Source organism: Lysinibacillus sp. NPDC095746, from assembly GCF_044763535.1.
GTDB lineage: Bacteria > Bacillota > Bacilli > Bacillales_A > Planococcaceae > Lysinibacillus.
Genome location: NZ_JBIWGL010000002.1, coordinates 1 through 23,429, shown reverse-complemented (window position 1 = coordinate 23,429; position 23,429 = coordinate 1). Strand labels below are relative to the sequence as shown.

Annotated in this window: 13 protein-coding genes and 1 pseudogene; 9 read left to right on the top strand and 5 right to left on the bottom strand. The window is 34.1% G+C overall.

All coding sequences use genetic code 11. The features are described 5' to 3' along the window. The first annotated feature begins 117 nt into the window (after positions 1-117). The 3 genes from ACIQ7N_RS02055 (at position 118) to ACIQ7N_RS02045 (ending at position 1,190) form a co-directional block, all read left to right on the top strand. Positions 118-366, top strand: coding sequence for a DNA-binding protein (locus ACIQ7N_RS02055; protein ID WP_402929966.1), 249 nt, complete (start codon positions 118-120; stop codon positions 364-366). A gap of 156 nt (positions 367-522) precedes the next feature. After that, positions 523-822, top strand: a complete 300-nt coding sequence (locus ACIQ7N_RS02050; protein WP_402929964.1) for a polymorphic toxin-type HINT domain-containing protein — start codon at positions 523-525, stop codon at positions 820-822. A gap of 14 nt (positions 823-836) precedes the next feature. Further along, positions 837-1,190: a 3-deoxy-8-phosphooctulonate synthase gene (locus ACIQ7N_RS02045; RefSeq protein WP_402929963.1), complete on the top strand. Its 354-nt coding sequence runs from the start codon at positions 837-839 to the stop codon at positions 1,188-1,190. A gap of 694 nt (positions 1,191-1,884) precedes the next feature. On the opposite strand, the gene ACIQ7N_RS02040 is transcribed toward ACIQ7N_RS02045, so the two are convergent. The 3 genes from ACIQ7N_RS02040 to rarD form a co-directional block, all read right to left on the bottom strand. Next, on the bottom strand, positions 1,885-2,088 hold the full coding sequence (locus tag ACIQ7N_RS02040; RefSeq protein WP_402929961.1) for a hypothetical protein: 204 nt from the start codon (positions 2,086-2,088) through the stop codon (positions 1,885-1,887). A 72-nt stretch (positions 2,089-2,160) separates the two neighbouring features. Next, on the bottom strand, positions 2,161-2,817 hold the full coding sequence (gene bluB / locus ACIQ7N_RS02035) for a 5,6-dimethylbenzimidazole synthase (RefSeq protein ID WP_402929959.1): 657 nt from the start codon (positions 2,815-2,817) through the stop codon (positions 2,161-2,163). A 1,191-nt stretch (positions 2,818-4,008) separates the two neighbouring features. Next, positions 4,009-4,923, bottom strand: a complete 915-nt coding sequence (gene rarD, locus ACIQ7N_RS02030) for an EamA family transporter RarD (protein WP_402929957.1) — start codon at positions 4,921-4,923, stop codon at positions 4,009-4,011. Between the two features lie 1,657 nt (positions 4,924-6,580). Between rarD and ACIQ7N_RS02025 the strand changes: the two genes are divergently transcribed. Next, entirely contained in the window at positions 6,581-6,877 is a 297-nt protein-coding gene (locus ACIQ7N_RS02025) for a hypothetical protein (RefSeq protein WP_402929955.1), read from the top strand. A 196-nt stretch (positions 6,878-7,073) separates the two neighbouring features. Further along, positions 7,074-7,379 carry a hypothetical protein gene (locus ACIQ7N_RS02020; RefSeq protein ID WP_402929953.1) on the top strand — a complete coding sequence of 102 codons (306 nt, stop codon included), beginning with the start codon at positions 7,074-7,076 and terminating at the stop codon, positions 7,377-7,379. A gap of 331 nt (positions 7,380-7,710) precedes the next feature. On the opposite strand, the gene ACIQ7N_RS02015 is transcribed toward ACIQ7N_RS02020, so the two are convergent. Next, complete coding sequence (locus ACIQ7N_RS02015) at positions 7,711-11,646, bottom strand: hypothetical protein (protein ID WP_402929951.1); 3,936 nt, start codon at positions 11,644-11,646, stop codon at positions 7,711-7,713. Positions 11,647-11,898: 252 nt separating this feature from the next. Between ACIQ7N_RS02015 and ACIQ7N_RS02010 the strand changes: the two are divergent. Beyond that, positions 11,899-12,144 (top strand): annotated as a pseudogene (locus ACIQ7N_RS02010) (flagellin N-terminal helical domain-containing protein); the annotation flags it as partial. Between the two features lie 508 nt (positions 12,145-12,652). Here the strand turns inward: ACIQ7N_RS02010 and ACIQ7N_RS02005 are convergent. Further along, entirely contained in the window at positions 12,653-13,738 is a 1,086-nt protein-coding gene (locus ACIQ7N_RS02005; RefSeq protein WP_402929949.1) for an S-layer homology domain-containing protein, read from the bottom strand. Positions 13,739-14,152: 414 nt separating this feature from the next. Between ACIQ7N_RS02005 and ACIQ7N_RS02000 the strand changes: the two genes are divergently transcribed. The 3 genes from ACIQ7N_RS02000 to ACIQ7N_RS01985 all read left to right on the top strand — a co-directional run bounded on the left by ACIQ7N_RS02000 (position 14,153) and on the right by ACIQ7N_RS01985 (position 22,974). After that, a complete protein-coding gene (locus ACIQ7N_RS02000; RefSeq protein ID WP_402929947.1) occupies positions 14,153-16,639 on the top strand; it encodes a hypothetical protein in 2,487 nt (828 codons plus the stop codon). A gap of 207 nt (positions 16,640-16,846) precedes the next feature. Then, positions 16,847-20,710, top strand: a complete 3,864-nt coding sequence (locus tag ACIQ7N_RS01995) for a hypothetical protein (protein ID WP_402929945.1) — start codon at positions 16,847-16,849, stop codon at positions 20,708-20,710. A 1,673-nt stretch (positions 20,711-22,383) separates the two neighbouring features. Beyond that, a complete protein-coding gene (locus tag ACIQ7N_RS01985) occupies positions 22,384-22,974 on the top strand; it encodes a VanZ family protein (RefSeq protein WP_402929941.1) in 591 nt (196 codons plus the stop codon). Positions 22,975-23,429: the final 455 nt, after the last annotated feature.

The window sequence follows — 23,429 nt, the reverse complement described above, 5'->3', positions numbered from 1 at the left end:
GCATGAAACTGTAGACCATAATGGCAGGGTAAGACAAGTGAGACCTGAAACTGGTGGATCAAAGGGTTCATTACCGATTTGATAAAAATGGAAGATATATAGGGAAGTGGTGAAAAAATGGGACAGCCAACTAAAGAAGAGATTATTAATAAATTGAAAATGATCTTACAAGGAAAACTATCAAGAGAAGAAGTTGCAGATTGGGCGTCAGAATATGTATTGCAGGATGAACCAAATATCTCGGATGAGACTGTTTGGCAGCTTCTTAAAGTTGTTTTTGGAGTCGATTTACTAGATAGCCCAGATGAATATTTACATGGAGAGCAAGACATTAAGGATTGGATAGACGTATATTCAATTAGATAATGAATGAAACCTTGATGTTGGTTTGATGTTAACGGGGACAGCCCGCTTCAAAATGACTAAATTGAGTTGAGATTATATCACCTCTCTTGAAGTCTCTTGAAGCGGGATTTTTTCTTCCCATCGGAAAAGTGAAACGTGTTTTTCGTGCAGTAAAGTTTGCAAAAAAAGCTAGTTGTAATTGCTTTGTCGAAAGGAACAAAGGTTTTAACGGATCAAGGAGAGAAGAAAATCGAAGACATTGAAGTCGGAAATATGGTTCTCGCTAAAGATGATGAGACAGGTGAAATGGCTTACAAAGAAGTCGAATGGCTCTTCCAACGTGACGTTGAAGAAACATATAATATTACTGTTGGTAGCGAAGTTATAACGACGACTGACGAGCATCCGTTTTGGATTGTTGGCACAGGTTGGGTGGAAACCAAGAACCTTGTAGTAATTTATTCTCCAAAATATTAATAGGAGTGATATTTATGGAACCGCTTGTTTACGGAGGATTTCCACTTGTTAGCGAAACGGAAGACGATGGTTTTATTTATGGCACAATAACCGACCATTTTGATTTTGAGTGTGAGGAAGATGATAGTTGTACTTCAGGGGACGGGTTTGTTCAAGCACCTGACGGGAGTAGAGCAGGAGTTATATGGGAGATAGAAAAGGAACCCTCTTTATCTATTTGTATTGAGCCAGAAAAAGATAGATGGGGAGTTTACAATGTAAGTTTTGTTAAACCAATAAAATCAATGGATGACTTAGTTTTTAATTTTAGAACAGTGTTACCGTTGATAAAAGAGGCATACTACCAGCAAAGGATAGAAAATAAATAGTTAGTACTAAAATAAAGGAACCCCTATATAGGCGTTTCCTTTATTTTAGGTTCTATAATATTTGTTGGGGTATTCACATAATTCCACGCTACGATTTACCATCTAAAAAAGTTCGTTGTTTTAAAAATATGTTAGGTTTTTAATTAAAAAAGAGAACTAAAAGACAACTCCGGGATGAACTGCCCCGTAAAAGTTAGACATAAAATCTAACTTTTACGGGGTGTTTTTTATGAGCGAATTTACATCAGATGAAAAAAAGAGTCGTATTACGTTATATAAATGGACAAGAAAGTATCCATCACATTGCTCGAGAAGAAGGGGGAAAGGAAACAGAATTAAGGACTTGGATCAGCATGGTATTTTTACTGTTAATAACAAATACTTTATATACTTGCACCTAAAGAAAAAAACTTAAATATCTGCTCAAACTGATGTTCATTACATGAACTTATCCACGCCGTTTGTGGCCGAGCGGGACCTTGATGTAACTCCTTATATGAGTAAGGGCTACCTTATAGATAAAGTTCAAATAATTAGTGATACCCAATTAAGCAGTATCGTTTTCCCTGGTTTAACGTTCCAATGTTTCTGAGTGAATATTATATTATGATATGTAGAGAACCCTGTAGCTCATCGGAGAATGCGATAAGCTACAGGGTTCCTTATTTAACGAGAAATTCTTTACTATATTTAATTACTCTGTAATCAGTATCACCGCTGGGGTGTTAAGCGAGCCAGCTGTAGAAGTATAGACTGAATGTGTAACACTAGTTCCTTTAGGTACAGAAAATGTAGCAATCCGAACACCTTGGGTTTTGGAAGACATTGTAGGAACACCGTAAGTTGGACCATTGTTCCAACGTACAGCACCGCCATATGAACCTCCGTGACCTGTCAAATATATGCATTTTTAGTATAACATGATGTGTTTTTCGATTTAAATGTTTTACATGACATTCTATTAGCTGGTTTAGGTTAATAAGTCTTTAGTTTTGCCCCATTTATTTTCGAAAATAAGATGTTCTAAAGAACGCCTTTTTTCCCAATTAGCTAACTCTAAAATGGGTTTTTCTGGGTAATCATTAGTATAACCAATTGATATAAGAGCAATAGGATCAATGTGTGGTGGTATTTCTAAAATGTCTCTAATGTCATTCTTTTTATAAAAACTTACCCACCCCATCGCAAGTCCTTCAGCACAAGCTGCTAGCCACATATTTTGAATAGCACAGGCTGTTGATAAAATATCTGTTTCAGGAATTGAATTTCGTCCTAATACATGTGAACCTCCTCTTGTAGGGTCACATGTAACACAAATAGTTATAGGAGCTTCTTTTAAACCCTCAATTTTTAAATCAAGGAATTTCATTTGTTTTTCCCCATCATAATGAATAGCTAATGCTCGGCTTTCTTTTTCTGCTGCCCAAGCCAATTTTTCTTTAATTTCATTAGTGGAAATCAAAATAAAGTTCCAAGGTTGCATAAATCCTACTGAAGGTGCATGATGAGCTGCATTTAATATTCTATGTATAATGTTTTCAGGGATAGGAGTTGACAAAAAACTTCGAATATCTCTCCTATTATAAATAACTTTATAAATAGAATCTCTTTCTTCATTAGAAAACAAAATTTCTCCCCCTTTTCTTTACTAAAATGTATACTTTTTATATTAACTGATTTTTCGCTATTCATAGTCATTAGTTGAATAACTGAATAATCAATCTCCTGTTAAAGTGTAACACGTTTCCAAATGTTGGTGTAGGGAAGTGTAAGCTTATAAAGCAAAATATTTTGAGTTATATCATTAATTGGTGTGCTTTTTTGTGTCAGATTGTTTGTTTCATAATGCTCATGAGGTCATTCAAAGTCATTCAATGTGATATTAATAAGATGAATGAGTATAAGAAGCGGAAAAACAAGCTCTTAGCGGATAATAAGCGTGTAGCAAAGCTAAACCTTCTCAATTTTGAGTAAGCTTACAATAACAATCGAAGCAAACTCACAGAGCCATTTAACGAGCTTGTGAGTGTGGTTAGTGAAGTAGAGGATGTTATAACTCAGGATTGACTAATCATTGATACAAAGCCATATGTGAAGCTACGGGGTCAGTTGTTTCTTTTAAACTCGATTTATATATGCGGTAATCGAATCCTTATGAATATCCATGCCACATGCACGTTCAATGATGACTTCCATTAGAAACATCCTTTCTACGGCCAATCAAATTAGAGGCTTGTGCAGCAACCTGAGTAGGATGAATTTCCCATGAGTGCTTCCCGTGAGAGAGCGACAGTCAGTGATACACCGTGGTCGTTGGAGTCAGACTAACGGAAGGGCTCAAGGCACCATAGTTTATCGACCTTCCTCTCCCCGCCGTAGTATTCAATACCCGTTCTGAATACATTTTCATCTTCTGTGGTGTAGCGCTGGTTTTTGCGCTACATGGATGGCTAACGGGGCAGTTGTTGAAGAAGGTTGCTTTAAACAGATATACCAATGCGGTATTTTAAATTCCATCACTATATTGAATGAATATCTGAAAGAAAATGTGTAGTAAGATGAATATTTTAATGGGATAGAGCCACGAAGTTAAAAATGGAGCCAGCATATTAATGATGGCTCTCAGTCAACAGCACTGCTTATTTCTCTTCTGTTATTTCAAAATAAACGATTTCACATAATCTTATATGATGTAATTTTTCATTAACTATAAGAAATACGTGATCAATGAAAATAATATCTAGGGTGCCTACCAATTTGCCGACAGTTGTCAAAAATTCGATTTGCGAAATATCAAAACAAAAAGACAGACTTCATTTTACTTTTTTAACGGATCTGTTTTCATTTTAATTCTTTTTGTTACTGAAGAAAAAGTATATATTGCCAGAGCTGACCATATGAAGAGAAAGGCGATAAAATGTGCTTTTGTCAACTCTTCGTGAAAAATAAAGACACCTGTCATTAGTGACAGTGTTGGAGAAATATATTGAAGAATACCAAGCAAAGATAATGTTACTTTTTTGGCACTCTTTGTAAATAATAAAAGTGGTAAAACTGTGACTATGCCACTCCCCATTAATAATAAACTTGTTGATACTGAATCAAAAAACTGTATTTTCGATTCAAACATCAAGTACATTAAATATACTAACGCAATAGGGAAAATCACCATTGTTTCAAGTGCTAATCCAATAGTTGAATCAGCCTTAATCGTTTTCTTTAATAAACTATAAAATCCAAAAGTTAAAGCCAAACTAAGAGAAATCCAAGGAATTATCCCATAATGTAGAGTGAGTGTGAACACACCAACTCCAGCCAACACAAATGAAAGTGTTTGGGAAATACTCAATCTCTCTTTCAACGCAATAACACCGATTAACATACTAGTAAGAGGATTGATGTATTGGCCAAGACTTGCTTCTAATATCCTTCCCTCAATCACTGCCCACATAAAGATACCCCAATTAGAACTAATTAGTATAGAGGCAATAAAAAGGGACCAAAATAATTTGGGCTTCTTAACGATTTCTTTCACGAACTCAACATATGTATACCATTTTCTTGTAAGAATTAGCAGAACAAGCATAAAAATAAAAGACCAAAAAACACGTTGTGCTAAAATTTCTACTGAAGATACGTGTTGAGTAAGTTTCCAGTAAATTGGAGTGATTCCCCATAGAACATAAGATAGTATTGCATACATAACACCATCTTTTTCATTATTTAATTGCATAATGAACCTTCTTCCTAAAAATATAGTTAAATATATACAATTTATATGAGCTTAAATATAGTAACATAATTCACCATTTAGATAAGCTATTTTATTTTTAGTCACTTTCTAAACATCTTTTTTGAGGAGAGTGGTTTAAAACTTTCTATAATAACTATGACATAGCTACAAGGCTTTGAAGCATTTCTCTCATACTTCTCAATTCTAGCATTAAACAATACAATTGATGGATTGAGTTTATAATGATTTGTAAAAAAAGATTGTGAAGTATTGTACTTAAAGTAACGGTGTGCTTTAGTTGAATAAGGAGCTTTAAAATAATTAAACTTTTTTATAAAAAAATCGAACCTAGTTTTTAAAAGAAATCCATTTTGATCAATCTTTTTTCAAAATGGATTTTTTGTATTTGTTATTAAATAGGGGTTGAGAAGATCTTTTTAATCAGTCTTTTTTATAAAGCTACAGTTGTTTAACTTATTGTTCAACAATCGGGCCATTTTATGGGTGCGACACGTTCCTGATTTAAATGAGATGTGCTTAACACAGTAAAGTTCAGGCAATTTATGATTTAAATTGAAGGATATTATCAAGGAGTCGAATGATGAGGTGACGCTCTGAAAGGCTTCCCCTTGCGTCGAATAGCACGCTGAAAGTCTGAGGTGGGGGAAAAGCCAGAGATAACGCCAAAGGCTTACCTATCACTATAAGAACACCATTAAAATCTGGATATTTGTGTTAAAATTTCTCTGTATTGTTTTCCAATCTAAACTGGATTAGAGAGGTATTTGAGATTTATGGGAGAAGCTTATAATTTGAACTGCGGACATTGCTCTTACAAACAAAATGTTTTTTTAGGAATTGGATTGAAGTATATAAACTTGAGTTCGATTTTAGAATGGTATGAGGAAGAAGAAGGTCGGCAATACATCAGAGAGTTTATTAAAAACAAGGAAACGTCTTTTGAATGCTACGACGCTCTATATGTTTGTCAGAACTGTTGTTACCTATTAAATAAAGTACATTTACATATGAAGTCAGGAACCCAATCTTACACGAACACTCATACTTGTCCTCGATGTAATACTCAAATGCCGTCAAAGCCTTTAATCGAGATTAATCAAAGTGATGTTCTAGATTGTCCAGATTGTATGCAAAAAAAGCTAAAGGTGAGTTTTTATATGGATTGGGACTAAGTTGGTTCTTAAAATTTCCTTATTAAACTAAAAGAGGTTTTAACAAGATCAATATTAAACAATCAGGTGCGATTGTTTAATAAGCATCGCTTTTTCTTCTTAAACTAAAAGTCTAAAGCTACCGATTAATAAGGAACTAGATTGATATGATTCAACTGTTAATCAAAATGAATGATGGGATCCGCTCCCATTTTCGTACTGATAAAAGGTAAATCGTATGCGGGAGAGGATAATTCAGGTAGATTGACACGTTGGATTAATTAAGTAAATTGCAAATAAGTGAGGAATAAGAAGAGCGAATGGAATGAATATAGTTCCATTCGCTTTTTTGTTTGTGTGATATGAAATAACCGTGTCTAACTTTTTGGGGTCACTTCAGTAGGCAACTAACGTTTAAGGTTCTTTTTTTATTATCAGGAGGATATCTAATTTGGAGAAAAAAATTTAAAGTCGTTGGAGTTCAAATGATTCCCAAAAATAAAGTTGGGAGAATGCCGATTGTTCAACAAATCGCAGATAAGGAAATTCAACATTCATATCGTTTATTCGAAAGACTTGTGCGTCCTGTAGATAAAGATTTTGAGGAAAATCTAAGATATGAAGAGAGTAAAAGTAAATCAACAAGAAAATTCATGATTGTTGGATTAATGGATTTAGAACCAAAAGGTGATGTTTCAGGAAAGATTATATTTAATCCTAGCCTTTATTTAAGCATGGATGTGATGGGCGAATTAAAGTCTCTAGTCAGAACAGTTCATTAGGTGATTATTAATGCGAAAACCTAGAATGTATTTTGTCATTTCATGTCGAAGTCGCATCTGGTTAAGGCGAAGTGTCCTATTTGTTAAGGTAATTATATTAATAACAGCGTTATGCCTTCTAATAAGTACCAAACAAAGTTATCTTGTTATTACACTATTCTTATTCGTTGGTTTCTTTATTCTTAAATTGATTCCAATGCCACATCAGGATTCTATTGAGGTTTATTTTGACCACTTAATCTATAAAACTAAAATAAAAGAAGTGGAGTTATACTTTAATCAAATTTCATTTATTGATCAAGATGTTGTAGAAGGGCATAAAGGCGATTCTTACTATAAAAGTATAGAATTTTTAGATGATACGATGGCATCCATACTGTATATAGAGGGAAGCGGTTATTCATATGATGGACTAGTAGCGCTGTGTAATCGAATCTTCTCAGTTAACCAAGAGTTATCAACTATAAGAAACACTACTGAAAGTATTTTCAATCTTGATTAAGATAAGCAAGAATTTATTTAAGACAAGTTAGTAGTTGGAGAAGTACTGTAAAAATTGGAGCAATCGATTTCATTTTATGGGTATTCCCATTTTAAAGATTTGTCTACTATCTGATGGTAGAAACAATCAAAGAGAATGGGGGATTCCATGTTACTAACGTAATTATAAGAAGATAATGAGTTGAAACCTTCAGCATTTTAAAAATTTCAATTTGCTTTTAAAGAAGGTAACAACAGTTTAATTATAGTAGAAACCCACTCGTTTTGACCAAGGATTAATCAAATTGAGTGGGGGTGTTTTTGATGTGGATTTATTTTTTTGGTTGATTAAATTATTCTAGACCCCAATATTCAAAACAGGCCCATTCAGATGGAATATTAAATTCGTCTGAAGATAATAATTTTTTTTGTGCATTTATTAATATTTCAGCATTATCTATAAAATTATCTTCGGAATCTCTATAGCATTCTAAAACTATTAATCCAGGCTTAGCTCCTACATCCCATCTACAAAGTATTGAGGAACAATTTTGTGAAACGATTGTCTTCCAAATAGTTTCTGCTTTTTGAATATTATTTGTTGATGGTTGTCCACTTTGACAAGTTAGCAAGAATAAAACATTTAATTTATGAGCTATTTCACTAAAAAAACTGTTTTCAAGATATTTTTTTTCTGGGCCTAAAATTCTAACTGCTCCCGTTGTTCCTCTCTTTTTTCCAACTTCTTCTATACCGTGTGCAATTATAATTAAAAATAAATTCTTTTCATTTTCTATATTTGAAAATGCTTCTATATCATTAATTCGATCTTTAAAAAATTCTTTATTATTTTCGTACCATTCTTCGGCTAACGGTATACTTGTATCATTTCCACTGCTTTTTGAGCCAATAGAAATTAAAAAATCATTATTATTTAGTTTATTTTTTTTATTTCTATACTTTAATTCGTTTACTGAAAGGATATTATTAATTTTATTTATTTTCGTTATAACCCATTCTCCGTTATGCCTCATTAACGATGGGGTAAAATAAGGTATTGACATATCTGGGCAAACTATTAAATTTATTTGAGATGATAAATTCTCAATATATTCTATAAAATCTCCATAAATAAATTTAGAAAGACTTTCACATAAATACTCAATAATTTCTAAATTCTTGCTGTCTCGATCGTCACTTAAAGAAAGTATTAGACCTATATTATTTAAAACTTCATTTAAAGATTCGTTTGAATCTTCATTTAAGTTTTTAAACTTTAAAATCTTTGTACTTAATTTATACGATTGTTTTGTTACCAATAAACTTACTAAAACATCGTCGGTAATTCGATATTCATAAAAAACTTCATTTTCGTGTAGCAAAGACTGTACTAAATTTAAATCTATTTCTTCCATTTGTATAAGGCTTCTAAAACTATAATGTTCTTTAATTAAGTAAGCATGAAGTGATTCAAAAGTTTCTGTTTTTTTTCTGTATTCCTCAGATTCGAAATCAACTTTAATATTTAATAATTCTTCATAAAGTCTAAAATATTCTTCAGCTTTTTTTTCAGCTTCTTCTGATATTTTAGTATCTGTAAATTTCTTTTCTAATAAACTTATAGAGGAGGTTTTAAATATTAATTTTATCAACTTGTCTTCCCATATATTTTTGTGTTTTCTTTTTTTAGAAATTATATCTGCAAAAGCTGCTATTTTTAAGAATACCTTATAAACATTTTGGGTTTCTTCTGTATAAGCTGCCCGTTCTTGGATATGAAACATACTTTTTCTTTGAATTTCCATATCATTTATTGCCATGTCCATAATTTCCATTAGTAAATCTGAGTTTTCTTTGTAATCATCATTCATAATTTGTTTAAATATTATTTGTACAAATTGATAACATACTTTCCATCTATTATCTAATCTCATTTCGAATAACTTTAAAACATCATTGGATTTTTCTAATATCAGAGAATACGCTTCATTAACCTGCCCTAACATATATAGTGAATTTATATAATTAACAAAGTTCGTTGCATCATAAACATCCATCAAATCAAAATTCCCTAGTTCACTCATTAATAATTTTTTAGCTGTATCCCAATCTTTATTTAAAAGGGCATTCTCTATTTCTACTGGTGATGAGACTTGCATGCCTTCTTTTATTTGAGTAACAAAGGAAGTTTTAAAATTTGTTAGTTTTAATCTAATATTTTTAGTATTACCTATTTTTAAATCATTACTTAAAAATAAAAACAATATATTTAAAGAACTTTCAATAGCATAATATTCATTTGCCACTAATGCTTTTCTCATAACGACTATCGTACATAGTATTCCATCTACTTTTCTACCACTTCTATATTGAGAAACAGCCCATACAGATAAACCTAAAATAAGAAGTTTAGTTTTTATGGCCTTATCTTGTTCTCTATTGTAACGATGTAATAAGTTTAAGGCATGTTCATTAGCTTTTTGATATTCCCCAATATAAGTTAAGAATAAACCTACTTCAAATCTAATATAGGATTCTTTTAAAATATCATTAAAACTCATCGCCATCCCTAAAGCACCGTTTGCAACTTTTAGTTTTTCTTCATTACTATCCTCTAATTCTCTTAAATCTCTAACCAAACTGAATAGTTGTTCAAATGTTGGTTTAGCACCTAACTCTTCTAGCTCTTTAGATATTATGCTATCCCTAACACTATCAATAGACTGTATTTTCCAGTTTTCGATTTCGTTTTCAAATAATTTTATTAAACTTTGATACCATATCTCTTCACTTTGACTAAAATCAATAAATTCTTGTAAATCAACAAAACCTTGATCATCTAAAAATAAATATTCTATTCCGTTTAATATAGTATTTAATCGCATATCTTTAATACTTATTAAATCTTTATTAATAATTTGTTTAGTTTCTCTATCTACTTTCACCTTTAAACAATCTATAATTTTTATTTCATCTTTTAGAATGTCTAAACGTCTAGTGATAACATCTTTAGAGAAAGGAAAATCTTCATTAATCTCCACTTTGCTTAAATTTTGATAGTATTTATAGTTACTTTTAAATATATTTTTACATATTAGAGCTGTTCGATAATAAATTTCATTATCAAGTTGATCATTTTGTAAAAGTGCATGCATATAACCTTCTGCAACATTTACATTATCAGGAACGTTAGACATTAATTCTGCTATTCTCGCCATCATATCAAAATATCGATTAGAGGAAATATTAAATATTTTTCTATAAATTTCTCCTGCTCTCTTATAATTCTTAATAGACCAAAAAAAGTTCCCAGACTCTTGTAATATGTATAGATCGTCATTTACAAGTAAAAGTATGTCCTCAATGATTTTTTCCCGTTTTTCAAATTCTAGTATTACAGAGGCTTTAATTAATGCAGGAAATAAACCTATTGTCCATTTATCTTTTTCGTATATGCTTTTTAGTAGGTTAAATGCTTCAGAATATTTTTTTTGAGATATGAGAACATTACAAAATATCACTATTTCATTATTATTTAATTTTTCAAATATACCTTTTAAGACATTCAATGCCTCTTCTAAGTATCCATTTTGTAAATATACAATAAATCTTAGCAAACAGATATTTTCTCTAGGTAATTTTTTTGACAATACTTCATTTATGTAATTCAAACTTTCCTTAAGCGTTCTATTGCTCAATTCTAATATAATTTTTTGAATATCTAACTCCTGTTTTCCCGTTAATAGGGAGGTTATACTTATAAAATCATGATTTTCATATTCTTTTAATAGCTCGTTAGCCTTCTTAGGTGAAACCTCAAAAAACATTGTAATTGTTAATAGGCTTTCATTATCCTTGTATTTATTCCAAGACTCCATTATTTTTTCCGAAACATTCAATGATTCTACACCAAAGAGTCTACTAGCTGAATCTCCTATATAGTTTTCAGTAACTGCGGAGGCTGTTTGTTCAATCTCACAAAATTTTTCGGCCCCTAATATCACCAAATTGAATCTATCCTCGAATGAAATATTATTTAAATCGTCACCTATTTCTAAATAATTTAAATAGTCAGGGTGTAGATTTTCTTTATTTTTTTCTGCAAACAAATTAATAAATCTACTTAATTTCTCACTTTCATACTTATAATTTATCAATTTTATTTTCTCTTTTTTTAAAATTATTATCTCTGCCATCACATTTTCTAATGCTATATATTCACCAATTGGTTCATCACATAGTACAATATTAAATTTGTCATCTATAATTTCTATGGATTGTTGCAACATTATTATTTACCTCACATTTACGGTTTAGTTATAGTCGAGAGTTTTTTGAATAAATAAAACAATTTTCATTACAGCTATATCACTTATGTCACAATTAATTTTGTGAGCAGACTTATGGCCACTCTTCCTATGGTGTATACTGGCTATGTTCCTATTTTAACGAGTGTTCTTTTATTTTTAATAGTTAAATGGTAATATTATCTTAAATTAGAAAACTTTATTTTAGGATAAGTTTTAAGAGGATCCAATATTTTGATAATTAAGCATAATATATCATCTCTAAATACAAGTAATAGATTAACACAAAATAAGAAAAAGGCCGATAGTGTATTAGAAAAGTTGTCTTCAGGATATATGATTAATCGAGCAGGAGATGATGCAGCTGGACTGGCAATCTCTGAAAAAATGCGTGGTCAAATTCGTGGGCTAGATATGGCAGGGAAAAACATTCAGGATGGTATCTCACTCGTACAAACTGCTGAAGGAGCTTTAAATGAAATAAACCGCACTAGACGTCATGGGTAGTATCCCTATTGGTGGAGGGGATGCTTAATGGCGAAGAAGGGTAAGGGCTTTGTGGGGGCTACCCAGTGCCGTATGAATTCATCATTCAACCAATAACACATATAACCCATGTAATACCCGTACGAAGCACCTGTGTCCGTATCTAATACATCGGGAGAAGCGCTGACCTAGAATCCACACTAGATTACATGGGCATGTTCCCTATTGGTGGGGGTGGTGTTTAATGGCGAAGAAGGGTAAGGGATTTTTTGGAGCACTAGGTAGTGATTTAAATTTGGTAACTTTGCAGTAGCAGAATTACATGTTATAAAGTTACTTCCTGCTAAAGAAATTTATCTAAAAGGAGCTAAATGGCTATGCTCAATTCTGTTCCGTTTAAGCGGTCAATCAAATTGTTATAGCTTCGTTAATGCATAGGATGACTGCGGACTTCTAACAGGACAAATAAAAAAAGATAGAGCAGTTCGCTCTATCTTCTAAATCATTTTTTATTTTTTTTGTTTTTGATGTCATTGATGTCAAAAAAACTTAATTCCACTGTAATTTTCCCATCTAACTTAGTAGTTTTCAATAGTACAGTATATACTCCAGTATCCCATTGAGAATCATACAACAAAAAATTAGAAGTGTTTGTTTTAAATGTCGAATTCGGTACACCAAATTCCTCTATCACTTTTTCTTCATACATTTTATGAAGCTCTGCTACTGTGTCAGGTATAGTTTTCTCTTTACTCCAATCAAATTCATGCCAATAATAATCTAATCCATTTTTTTTATCAAATAAATAATATGTTGTTCCTGATAAATTATATCTTGCTCTATTTGTAAAAATACCAGCATCCTGCGTAGAACGAGTAACATTATTCTTTACAATCTTATATACAGAATCGTAAGACATGCCCCACTTAATATTAGAATCGTTATAAACACTATTTGATTTTTCAAACACCACTCCTTTACCTTCTAAATATTTTACAGTTCTATACATAAACATTGCTAAGTGTTCTTTTGTGAGTGTTCCATCAGGTTTAAATGTTCCATCTTTATATCCAGTTGCAATTCCTGCTCCTGCTAGTTTTTTTATTGCGTTGTGAGAACTAAGCGTCTTCGGCAAATCTTTAAATTCTATATTTGAATTATTCGGTAGATATTTTCCATAAGCTCTATCAATAAATAGAGCGAACTGTCCTCTTGTTACAGAATCAGCAGGTCTAAATGTTCCATCCTTGTACCCTGTTACAATTCCTTTTTCAAAAGCAGATTGGATTAATCCACTTTCAGGATGCTCCTTTGGAATATCAGAAAAAACAGTATTTCTTGTAGTCTTATCTAAATTCAAAGAAAATGCTATCATTGAAATCGCATCTCTTCTATCCGCAGGTAAATCAACTAACGCATCATAAATATCCGCTCCATAAAGCAACAAACCTCTTTCTTCTAAGTAAACAATTTCTTTAAAGATTGCACTTGATGGCTTGTAATCCTCCCATTCTGCTTTAGCTTCTGAATTAAATACTAAAGAAGCAAATACTACAGAAAAAATTAATGCTACTAATCTTATTTTCACAAACATATCCTCCTATCGAACTATTGAAACATGAATTATTTTTACTTCTTTTTACTCATGTTTACGTGTGTAATATTATCATATAAAAGAAAAATATGCCATAAAAAGTAGGGTATTGTCTGGGGTTTGAAGAGCATAGTAAGTGGAATATATCACTCTACCATTGTAATTGATTAAAAAGGGGGTATTTTCTCATGAAAGAAATCGAAAACTCACAAATCTCATCTCTTGACTTTTAGTAAAATCATTCGCGCGTCCTTTTTCTTTGGTCGGAATATATCAATGTTGATTAACAAAAACTTTGTGGTTATAATAATGGTAAATGAAGAAAAAATTCGGAAGTACCGAATAAATGCATTTAAATGCGTTTATTCGGTACTTTTTTTCGTCAAAATTTGGAAGAGGAGTGTTATTTTGGTAAAAGAGAATGGTAAGGGGAAAAAACAGACACGGTTTAAAACGTATAGGAATGCTTCAGGTAAAGCATTCATGGCCCTAGCAATTGCTAACGCAGCTGTCGGTGGAGTTGCTGGAGTACAAGAAGCTGAAGCGGCTACAAAATACACATGGAAGAAATTTGAGGTTAGTGAAGAAGACGGATTTATTCCATATGGTTCAAGTTGGACAGAGTGGGGACCAAGTATGGGTTACTATGAGGCTCAAGAACAATTAGCTTATCACCGTACTCAAGGGGAGTATGATTATGGAATAGCCATGTATTTATCTTTTCATTATGTTACAAAAGGTTATTACGGTAAAACTCAAAGTAAAGGGAATTACTTGGGACTAGTTACATCAAATTATGAATATGAGTATCCACAAAATGATATTAAAAGTGGATATTACTATGAATATGTGGGTTCAGAACAATATAATACAGCACCAACTACGCCAACGTTGACAGTACCATCCGTACAATTTGAACATGGAGATAAACACTTTATTTCGTATTACTCTACTGATCCCGAAGGTGACACGATAACTTATACACTTCAAGTGAATTATAATAACAGTGGTAATTGGGAACAGGTATATAAAGGAACACAAAAAGTCTACGAATACACTGTACCTCAAGACAAAATCTCAGTACAATTCCGAGTAATTGCAAGTGATGGTCAAGCAACATCTGCATATTCAACAAGTCCAGTTAAGGATATTAGAGATGTACAATATTATTGGAGTAAATATTATGCAGTCAATCCTACAGTTTGGGGAAGTACTAGACATTCAAACGCTGAGGCATCTGTTGATTGGTCAGGCGAAACTTCTTACAATCGCGAATGGAATGAAATGGGATTGCCGAGTTTCCCTTATGGCTCGCGATACGATCAATTGAGCTATAGTCCAGAAAAAGGATTTTATTATAGTAATGGTCAAGATCCAGTTGAAGTAAGAACCAATAATTGGGGAGAATTAATAATGGGTTTAATTCCATATAACACTCCTAATAGACAAGGTTATTTTGATTTAATTATTCATGCAAACGGAGGAAAAACTGCATCTTACTCTTATAAAGAAAAAATTTCAAACCCTAATGTATTTGAAAGAGGAAGTTTAATAACAAATTCATTACAAGGCGGATACAATAAGTACCAACATGGAGTACGCAATGCAGATGGATATTGGTATGAACGAGGACAACGTGTACTTTCAGATGATGTAACCCCACCAGTAATTGAATTAACTGAGCAGAGTAAGGTTGGTGCAACATCTACTGTAGATGTAAAAGTGTATGATTTTTCAACCATAAAGACTATTAAATATGCAACAGGAGAGCAAGGCTCAGGATATTTTGGAGCTAATGGAACAGCCATAACAAATGGCAAATTCACTGTGAATGAAAATGGAAAATACACAGTTTATGCCGAAGATGCTCGAGGAAATAAATCCGTTCAAGTTATAGAAGTGAAAAAAGTAAATACTGCCCCTGTTGTGATTTCTGCAGAAGCGGTAGATAAATTTAATGTTGTTGATGATTCTTCTAACTTTATTGTGCAGGGAAGTATATCTGACGTCGATGGCCAGCCTTTATTGGCAAAAGCAATCTATAATAGCACAACAGTATTAGCATCAACTGATAATAACCATACCTTTAAAGCTATGTTAAAAGGTATGGATTATCAAAAAGGTTTCCATAACAGCGAAATTAGTATTGTAGCAAATGATGGCATAGCTGATAGCGCATCAAAAATTTTAATGCATACCGTTATTAAAGTTGATAATGCAACTGATTACTTGAAAGAGTTAAATGCACATTCAGATAATCCTAATGAATATAAGACGGCACAACATGAAGCATTTTACAAGGCATATGAATCAATTTTAAGTTACGAAGCAAAGCGTACAAAAGAAGCTTTAAAAGATGCTATAGAAAAGATTGATACTTTAAAAGCGTCAACGGTATCGGAAAGTGAAACATTAACGAACTGGCAAAATCGCTTAGATTCAGTAACTGCAACTGTAGCTACTGAAGATGCTGAGCAAAGTCTTTCTAAAAAGGATTTTGAAAAAGCGAAGGATCTTGTTTCGGGGTTGACTGCTTCAAAAAGCAAGGAACAGCTAGAAGAACGTATAAATGAATTACAACGGTATCATGATGCCAGCGATGCTGTTGCAAAGATGGAAGATAATAAAGAAGGGGTTTCTTGGGATACAATTAACCATACTCAGGAAAAAGTGGCCATTGTTGAAAACGCTGATAATAAAAAGGCGTTACAAGATCGCCTAACACAAGTTATAAAAGATTTCTTGTCAGATTTATCAACGGTTACATCTGATGATTTAGACAAATTTGGATTAACTGATGTAGTACCTGAATACAGCGAGTGGTACGACGATTTCAAAGAAGTGTTTAAGCCTCTTGGAGAAGATAAGCATGCACAGGAATTAGTTGATTTTTAGGGTCCTCCATCATTACCTGAGTAATCCCTAAATCCTGAGTCGCAGTGAAAAATGAAAGCTCTCTGGGTCGACGAATCAAGGTATGAATCAATGTACATGGATACATACTACATCAAAGTATTTTGTATAAACCGACAGTCTTCTTACATTACGATACTGATACTTTGCCGTATTTAAAAATTTTGTTTTCAAGAATGGAGGAGCATAATGCCAAATTGGCCCATTTCACCACCAACTCATCTTAGTATTTTCGTAACTGATCCAGAAACAAGCCACCCAACATCAAACATTCCTCTTTATGCAGAAGTCGCGGTCCCTCGAATCATTCCAATAACTCCTCTCGATGATAGATTCGTCGAACTGAATTTTGGAGTGCTTCAAAAGCGTGATCCGTCGATAACTAAAGAAATTAAAAAAAACGTAATAGAGGCAACGGAGCATGCGATTTCGAATACCATTGATATAGCAAGTTTTTTTTCAATGGATCACCAAAAGATTAGAGAGATTTTTGATTACGTCTTTAAAAACGTGCTCTCAATGTCCGGGCAAAACCATTTCAAAGACATAAAGACTGGCGAACTAGAAAAGTTAATCTCCACCGCTCTTAGAAATGCGGCGAAAGAGTTTGATCTCATTCTTATCCAAACACCAGAGGATACAGGTAATATATGGTCGGAACCACTCGGTGTATTGACGACAGATCATGTCGGCTATGCTTCCTTCGACTTAAGGCGTCTGAGCCCTGAGGTACTCCAGATGCTGGAGGAAGCAATAGAAATGCGCCGTAATGATCCCAATTCCGTTCCAAAAATCGCGATTTGGATTTATCCATACGGCCTTGACATACGATTTGACGTATTTGGTCAGGCGCGGTTCGCCTTCGATGCTATCGTGGCTCGCTTACCAGTCAAGAAACAGACCATGCCTATAGCATTAAATAACATGGGGGCGCGGTCGTTGCAAAATCCATCTCTCACAGACTGGCGGTTATCTCCTGCCTCCTTCGCTTCTAGTCCAAAAACTCTCATCGGCGAAGAAGGTTGCGAGGAGCTTGTGGTTGCCAATATTGCACTTAAGGAATTTCTCTTGCGGCAGGTAGTTCGCATTTCCGGTGAGCCACCAGAGGGATTCGAAGTTCCTGATGGGTGCAAAGCAGCTTACGTCGACGAATATAAGGTGTCTTGGTTCTCGCTAGGTCATTCGTTAGGAGAAATTCTATATAGTCTTCCTCTTGCTCCTGCTGAGACAGTAAAGTTGGCTGTTATAGACTGGTCTTGGGACAACTTAATCAAGCGTGAAGAGAATACAAGTTTGAATGAGGAGTTGCTCCATCAAACACATCGTGACAGAACGATTACTGAAACAATGAAAGCAGGTCTACAAGAGATGCAGCACGGTTCATCTTTTATGGGTGGATACGCTAATTCATCAGGTGCTACGGGTTCCGTTGGTAATGGGGTTTTTGGCATAGGTGCAGCTGTCGGAAACGCATGGAGTCTTGGAGGATCGACAGCAACGAGTGATGGTAGTCGTGAGCTCGCGGCAGAGAATGTTCAACGACTAATGGATAGTTTCTCGCAGGCAAGCTCAGCTCAAAGGGAAATTAATTCAACGGTGGTTATACAAGCGCAGCAAGAAGAGAAGGAGAGCATTCAGACAAGGACATTCACAAATTATAACCACAGTCATACACTCACTATTCTTTATTATGAAATACTCCGTCATTTTCGGGTAACGGTTGAGTGGGTGCGTAGACGTTCTGCTCTTCTTATCAAAATCCCAGAGCAGAGGATTAATCAATTCACCGCCGCTGATCTAATTAATCATCGTTTTCAACTTGAACCGGCTCTTCTTGATCCTTCACTCAAGCCAGCTTTTGACCTACTGGAGAAAAGAGAAGCGATACGTGAGTTCCAGACAGAACATAATATTGTACCGAAGGCTTCAGAACCGTCATTTTGGGATGGCGATATTGAGTTTGGGCTTTTTGAGTTTGGAGTAAAAACGGCAAAAGGCAATGGTGATACAACGAGCCAATTGGTCATGGTAAACCTCATTATATGGGATGGAAATAACGTCATTCGACCACTGTTACATTTGTGGGAGAAGGGGGCCCCAACTCGCAATGTAAACACTGGAGAACGTCTGAACGATGATACTGCGACGAGTTGGTTTATTGCAGAGCCAGAGGACCCGCTTTTTAGAAAAACTAAATGGTCACAATTGGTTGGCTTTGAATTCGTATTGCATGATAGAAATGACTGGCGGATGGATCGTTTGGAAATAAATGGATTTCATAATGAAGGTGCAATCTCCTTAATCGAACCCGAGAAAACCCATGTTGATTACTATTTTGATACAAATGGAAGTTCTAACACCGTTACTTTCATAAAGCGTCCAAGCCTGCGTCCTGCTTCAGTTCCACCGATCCTCTCACCAGAGCAAAGTATGACACAGGAGGAAGGACACCAAATCAATAAGCTGATTGCACATTTCAATACTAATAAAGATTACTATAATCGCGTTTTGCTTTTGGCAACTGACCCAACTTCAATCGCGATTGAAATGGAACAGAAGAACGTTGCAGACATAGTAGATCCGACGCCGCTCGAAGTATTTGGAAGTTATATCGCCTATCCACTTGTCAAGCAACCTAATAATGATACACTTATCGTCGATCTTGCAGCAGCGATGAATGGGAACGATCCAAACCGCCGGCAATGGGCCGCTGATCAGCTTGCTAAGCTCTCAGAACAAGAGCGACAAAAGATAGTTGAAGGTATCTCACTTGCATCTATGAAATCCGAAAGACTGTTCACTCTACCAACACGCGGCGTTTTTGCCGAAGGCAAACTCGGCCATTGTAGCATTTCGGAAGAGATTGACAACACGCGCTTCTGGAAATGGGAGGAGCATCCGATTCCTATTGAGGCACCGGAGATCAATCCAGTGAATCCAATTCAGCCGCAACCTCAGCAGGTTGTAGCAGCGCCAACACCGTTCCCACAATCCTTGGTAAACATCGTCAATCCAACATCGGCACCCGATCCAACTGGTTTAGCTGCAGCAATGAACCTTCTTGCAACACCTAATATTTTCCGCGATATGTCGGGACGGCAAGAAGTAGCAGACCTGCTAAAAGGGCTCTCAGACAATACCATCAAGATTACCGAAGCCGCTAACAAAGCGCGAGAGATTCAAGCAAAATATATGAACGATCTGGACCGACAACAGAAAGACTACGACCTTGGAATATATAAAGCTGCAGCTGAGGTAGAAGGTAAAAAAGTGGAAGCTGAAGCGAATAGAGCAGCACGGGCCCAAGCAGCAAAGGTTGAGGCGGATACAAAGGTAGCCGAGGCTAATTCAAAGAAAGCCGAAGCTGATGCAGCAAAAAGTCAGTCAGATGCAGCCACATATTTTCCTAAAAAGCAACGTGATGAGATTAGAGAGAAAGCAGCGCAAAACCTGACCAAGCCTAATAAAAATGTAGAATTAATTTTCCGAATGAACCATTCGATTACCAATCAGCCATTAGATGGTGAGTTTAATGTAATTGTGGTTGGAGGTAACATAGACGAATTCGGCGATTTCAACGCTTCATCTGGAATCGGTAAAGTATCAATTCCACTCGAAGCGGGAGATTATGCGATTACTATTAGCGGCAGAAGAACAATTCTGCCTCGTGCCGCGTTATCCCAAATTACAATTCCTGCAACAGGCAATCATCCTGCTTTTAACGTAAACTTATCAGAACATATATCGCCTAAAGGAATGTTACTCAGTGGTACCGGGAAATTTTCGGTTCCTGCCAACGCAAAACGTATAATTCTCTCGGTTAGTGCTGTAGAAAAGGATGATGGAAAGGTTACGATGGAAGTTGATTATTCCCGGGAACAAGGGGTAGAACTTCAAGGAGGATTCGAGCTAGGAGCAAAATTGCAAGACATTGAACTTGGGAAAGTCGGTTTCACCGGTACATCCATCGACATAGGTACAAACGGAACGAAACAGTCAATTCCAATCACTTTTATTTACTTAACCGGTGGATTAAGTATCTCTCAAAACTGAAATAACAAGACGATGCTTTCGGTATTTAGATGATAGCCCAGAATTGCCGTGGATCGTTTAGGCAATGTGTATGTAACAGTGACCGACCTACGGATTTTCCCACAACCACAGGAGCCTTTGATACTCATATAATGGTGGTGTTTCCGACGTTTGTGACTAAGATTTCAACAACTTAAGGGTGCTATTGTAAAATAAATCTTAGATTTTCAAACGACTTTAATGTTATAATCCCGTCCTAAATTTAGAACGGGGTTATGCTTATTTTAGGTTTTAAAATTAAATAACTTTATTGTCTTTTTATAAGAGCCGATGTACGCTCCTAATAAGAACCATAGTTTTGAGAACGGTAAATTTCACTCTTGCTTTTGAGATGCCGTATCAAGTAAATCTTCATATTTTACAGCTCGATTTAATCTAGACCATTCCCTGTACAAGATATGCATCGAACACAAGTTGTTTTTTACGCTTTATAAATACAATGGGAAGAATCAAATTATTCAAGATACCAATCCTTTAAATGACACTACTTCATATCAGTATGACGAAAATGGCGAATTAATCTTACATCAAAAGGCCAAAGGAGACCGTATTGAATATAAATTTGATCAAGAAGCACCTGAATCAACGGTCGTTGTCAATGGGAAAAAATTGTGGCATTACAAAGGGGGAGATCAGATAATAAATTATGGTGAACTGAATCCACTACAAAATGTATTAGTTACTATGATAATGGATTACTAAAATAGATTGATAGAGATGGTGATATAGATAGCGATATTAGGTATGAATATATAGGTGACAAGTACTTATCGTAACTTTCATTCCCAGGTTATAAAACATATAATAAAATTAAAGTTTGAGCCTGATAATGCCTATAATACGAACGGGGTGCTTTAGCGGAATAAGGAGATTTAAAATAATCTGTCTTTTTTGGGGTCTCGTCAGTTTTATGCGGATTTACAACGTTAAGGAAAGAATTGTTACCAACGACGCCTTGGGAAGGTTTGATACGCTATATTAATTGGATTTTTCTGATAGTAATAGGGGATATAATGTATATTATTTTACCTTAAGGTGCAACAGTTAATTGTTGCACTTTTTATTTTTGTCTATTCTCGGGTAGGAATTAAGGATTGGGAATATAGCGAGACTTTTACTTTTATTTAATGTCGATTAAAAGAGTAGCGAAAGCCTCTATAGAAAAATGGGGCGTGTAGCAGACTACGGTATTTTGAGAGAGCATGATAAGCAATTATATGCAGAAGCCAAAAAAACGATGGATCAAATTCACTCAGAACTGGGGCATGGCAAGAATCGTAATCTTCAGAATCTTCATCTACTAAAAGTTCAGGGTTTGTTGGGTAATATTTCTCTACCCCTTCTGGAAGAGATTTGATAGTGTCATCATTAATTGTATTAGCGCTAGTATTTTGCGTAGTCCCTAAGATGATTGCACCGAACATAAAAGATGTTAATAATAGTTTTTTAATTCCTATAAGTTCCGTAATCCTCCGTTTATGTATTTTTATACATTTGTTATTATAAATGTTTTTTTGAAATAATCAATGTTATATAAGGGTAAATTCGATTTATTATTTTGATTTGTTTTATAATGTGAAAATTAGTAAAATGAATAGTGACTAAAAAATGTAAAATAACGGGAGATGTTAATTATGCATTCAACATATGTTCTTTACAATATTGTTCCCTTAGCATTCTTAATTTTGTTAGTATATATTTTTATTGATATATTACTTGATTATTTTAGAAAAGTAGAAAAAAGTGCTAAGAAACGAGTTATGTTATATAGCTCTATTTTTTACGTAATAAGCTTAGTTCAAATTAAATTGGGTGGATTCACGCTCCATCAAAATCCAGCAGACAATACTAGAAGTTTTATTTCAACGAATGACTGGTTTGGAATATTTGATACGATGCACTTTAATATTTCTATTTGGAGTTATTCAGCTTTATTTTATAATGTTATTTTATTTGTACCGTTTGGGATTTTTTTATTACTCCTTTTCAATTTAAAAAGTAACAAAAAAGCAATTTCTATTGTTATTTTAAGTTGTTTAGTGATAGATTTTGCCCGTCTTTTACTTGGGTGGTCTGGTTTTACTATAAGCAACTTTGGTAATACGGATATTATCTATTTGTTATTTAATGTTTTGGGTGGAGTCTTAGGAATATTTTTAGTAAAGTACGCAGTAAATTATATTCACTCATATAAATTAAACAACCAAACAAAAATTGTCGAATAAAATATACACATATATACCTAAAAACGTTTCCAAACGCAAGTTTGGAAACACATCAAAAAGCCACGAATGTTGTGAAATCAATGTTTCGTGGCTTATCTTATGAACATTGTTTATGTGTTGTTTTATGCACTTTTGTTAAAAGTCAGTCATAGCAAAGGTTTTGAAGCATTTGAATTAATGTTGCATCATCGTCTTTGATGAATAAAATCGTGTATAAAAATTGAAGTCTTATCGTTGTAAATTCGCATAAATCTGACGAGCCCCATTATTGAAGTAACAGGTGATTTCTTGAAAATCATTGAGTTTCATAGGCAGCTTTTTTTCTTATTGAACTCCCATGAAAATAAAATCTCTGGCACTAAAAAAGTCCATGCTCAAATAAACGCGACCTTTATATTCAAAAAAATGGTAGCGCCTAAATAGAGATCTGGTTTTAGATTGTATTAGGAAGCACC

Coding starts and splice junctions, on each gene's coding strand:
- ACIQ7N_RS02015 (WP_402929951.1), bottom strand. CDS start 11,646: ATGTTGCAACAATCCATAGAAATTATAGATGACAAATTTAATATTGTA.
- ACIQ7N_RS01995 (WP_402929945.1), top strand. CDS start 16,847: ATGCCAAATTGGCCCATTTCACCACCAACTCATCTTAGTATTTTCGTA.
- ACIQ7N_RS02045 (WP_402929963.1), top strand. CDS start 837: ATGGAACCGCTTGTTTACGGAGGATTTCCACTTGTTAGCGAAACGGAA.
- ACIQ7N_RS02025 (WP_402929955.1), top strand. CDS start 6,581: ATGATTCCCAAAAATAAAGTTGGGAGAATGCCGATTGTTCAACAAATC.
- ACIQ7N_RS02055 (WP_402929966.1), top strand. CDS start 118: ATGGGACAGCCAACTAAAGAAGAGATTATTAATAAATTGAAAATGATC.
- ACIQ7N_RS01985 (WP_402929941.1), top strand. CDS start 22,384: ATGCATTCAACATATGTTCTTTACAATATTGTTCCCTTAGCATTCTTA.
- rarD (WP_402929957.1), bottom strand. CDS start 4,923: ATGCAATTAAATAATGAAAAAGATGGTGTTATGTATGCAATACTATCT.
- ACIQ7N_RS02020 (WP_402929953.1), top strand. CDS start 7,074: ATGCCACATCAGGATTCTATTGAGGTTTATTTTGACCACTTAATCTAT.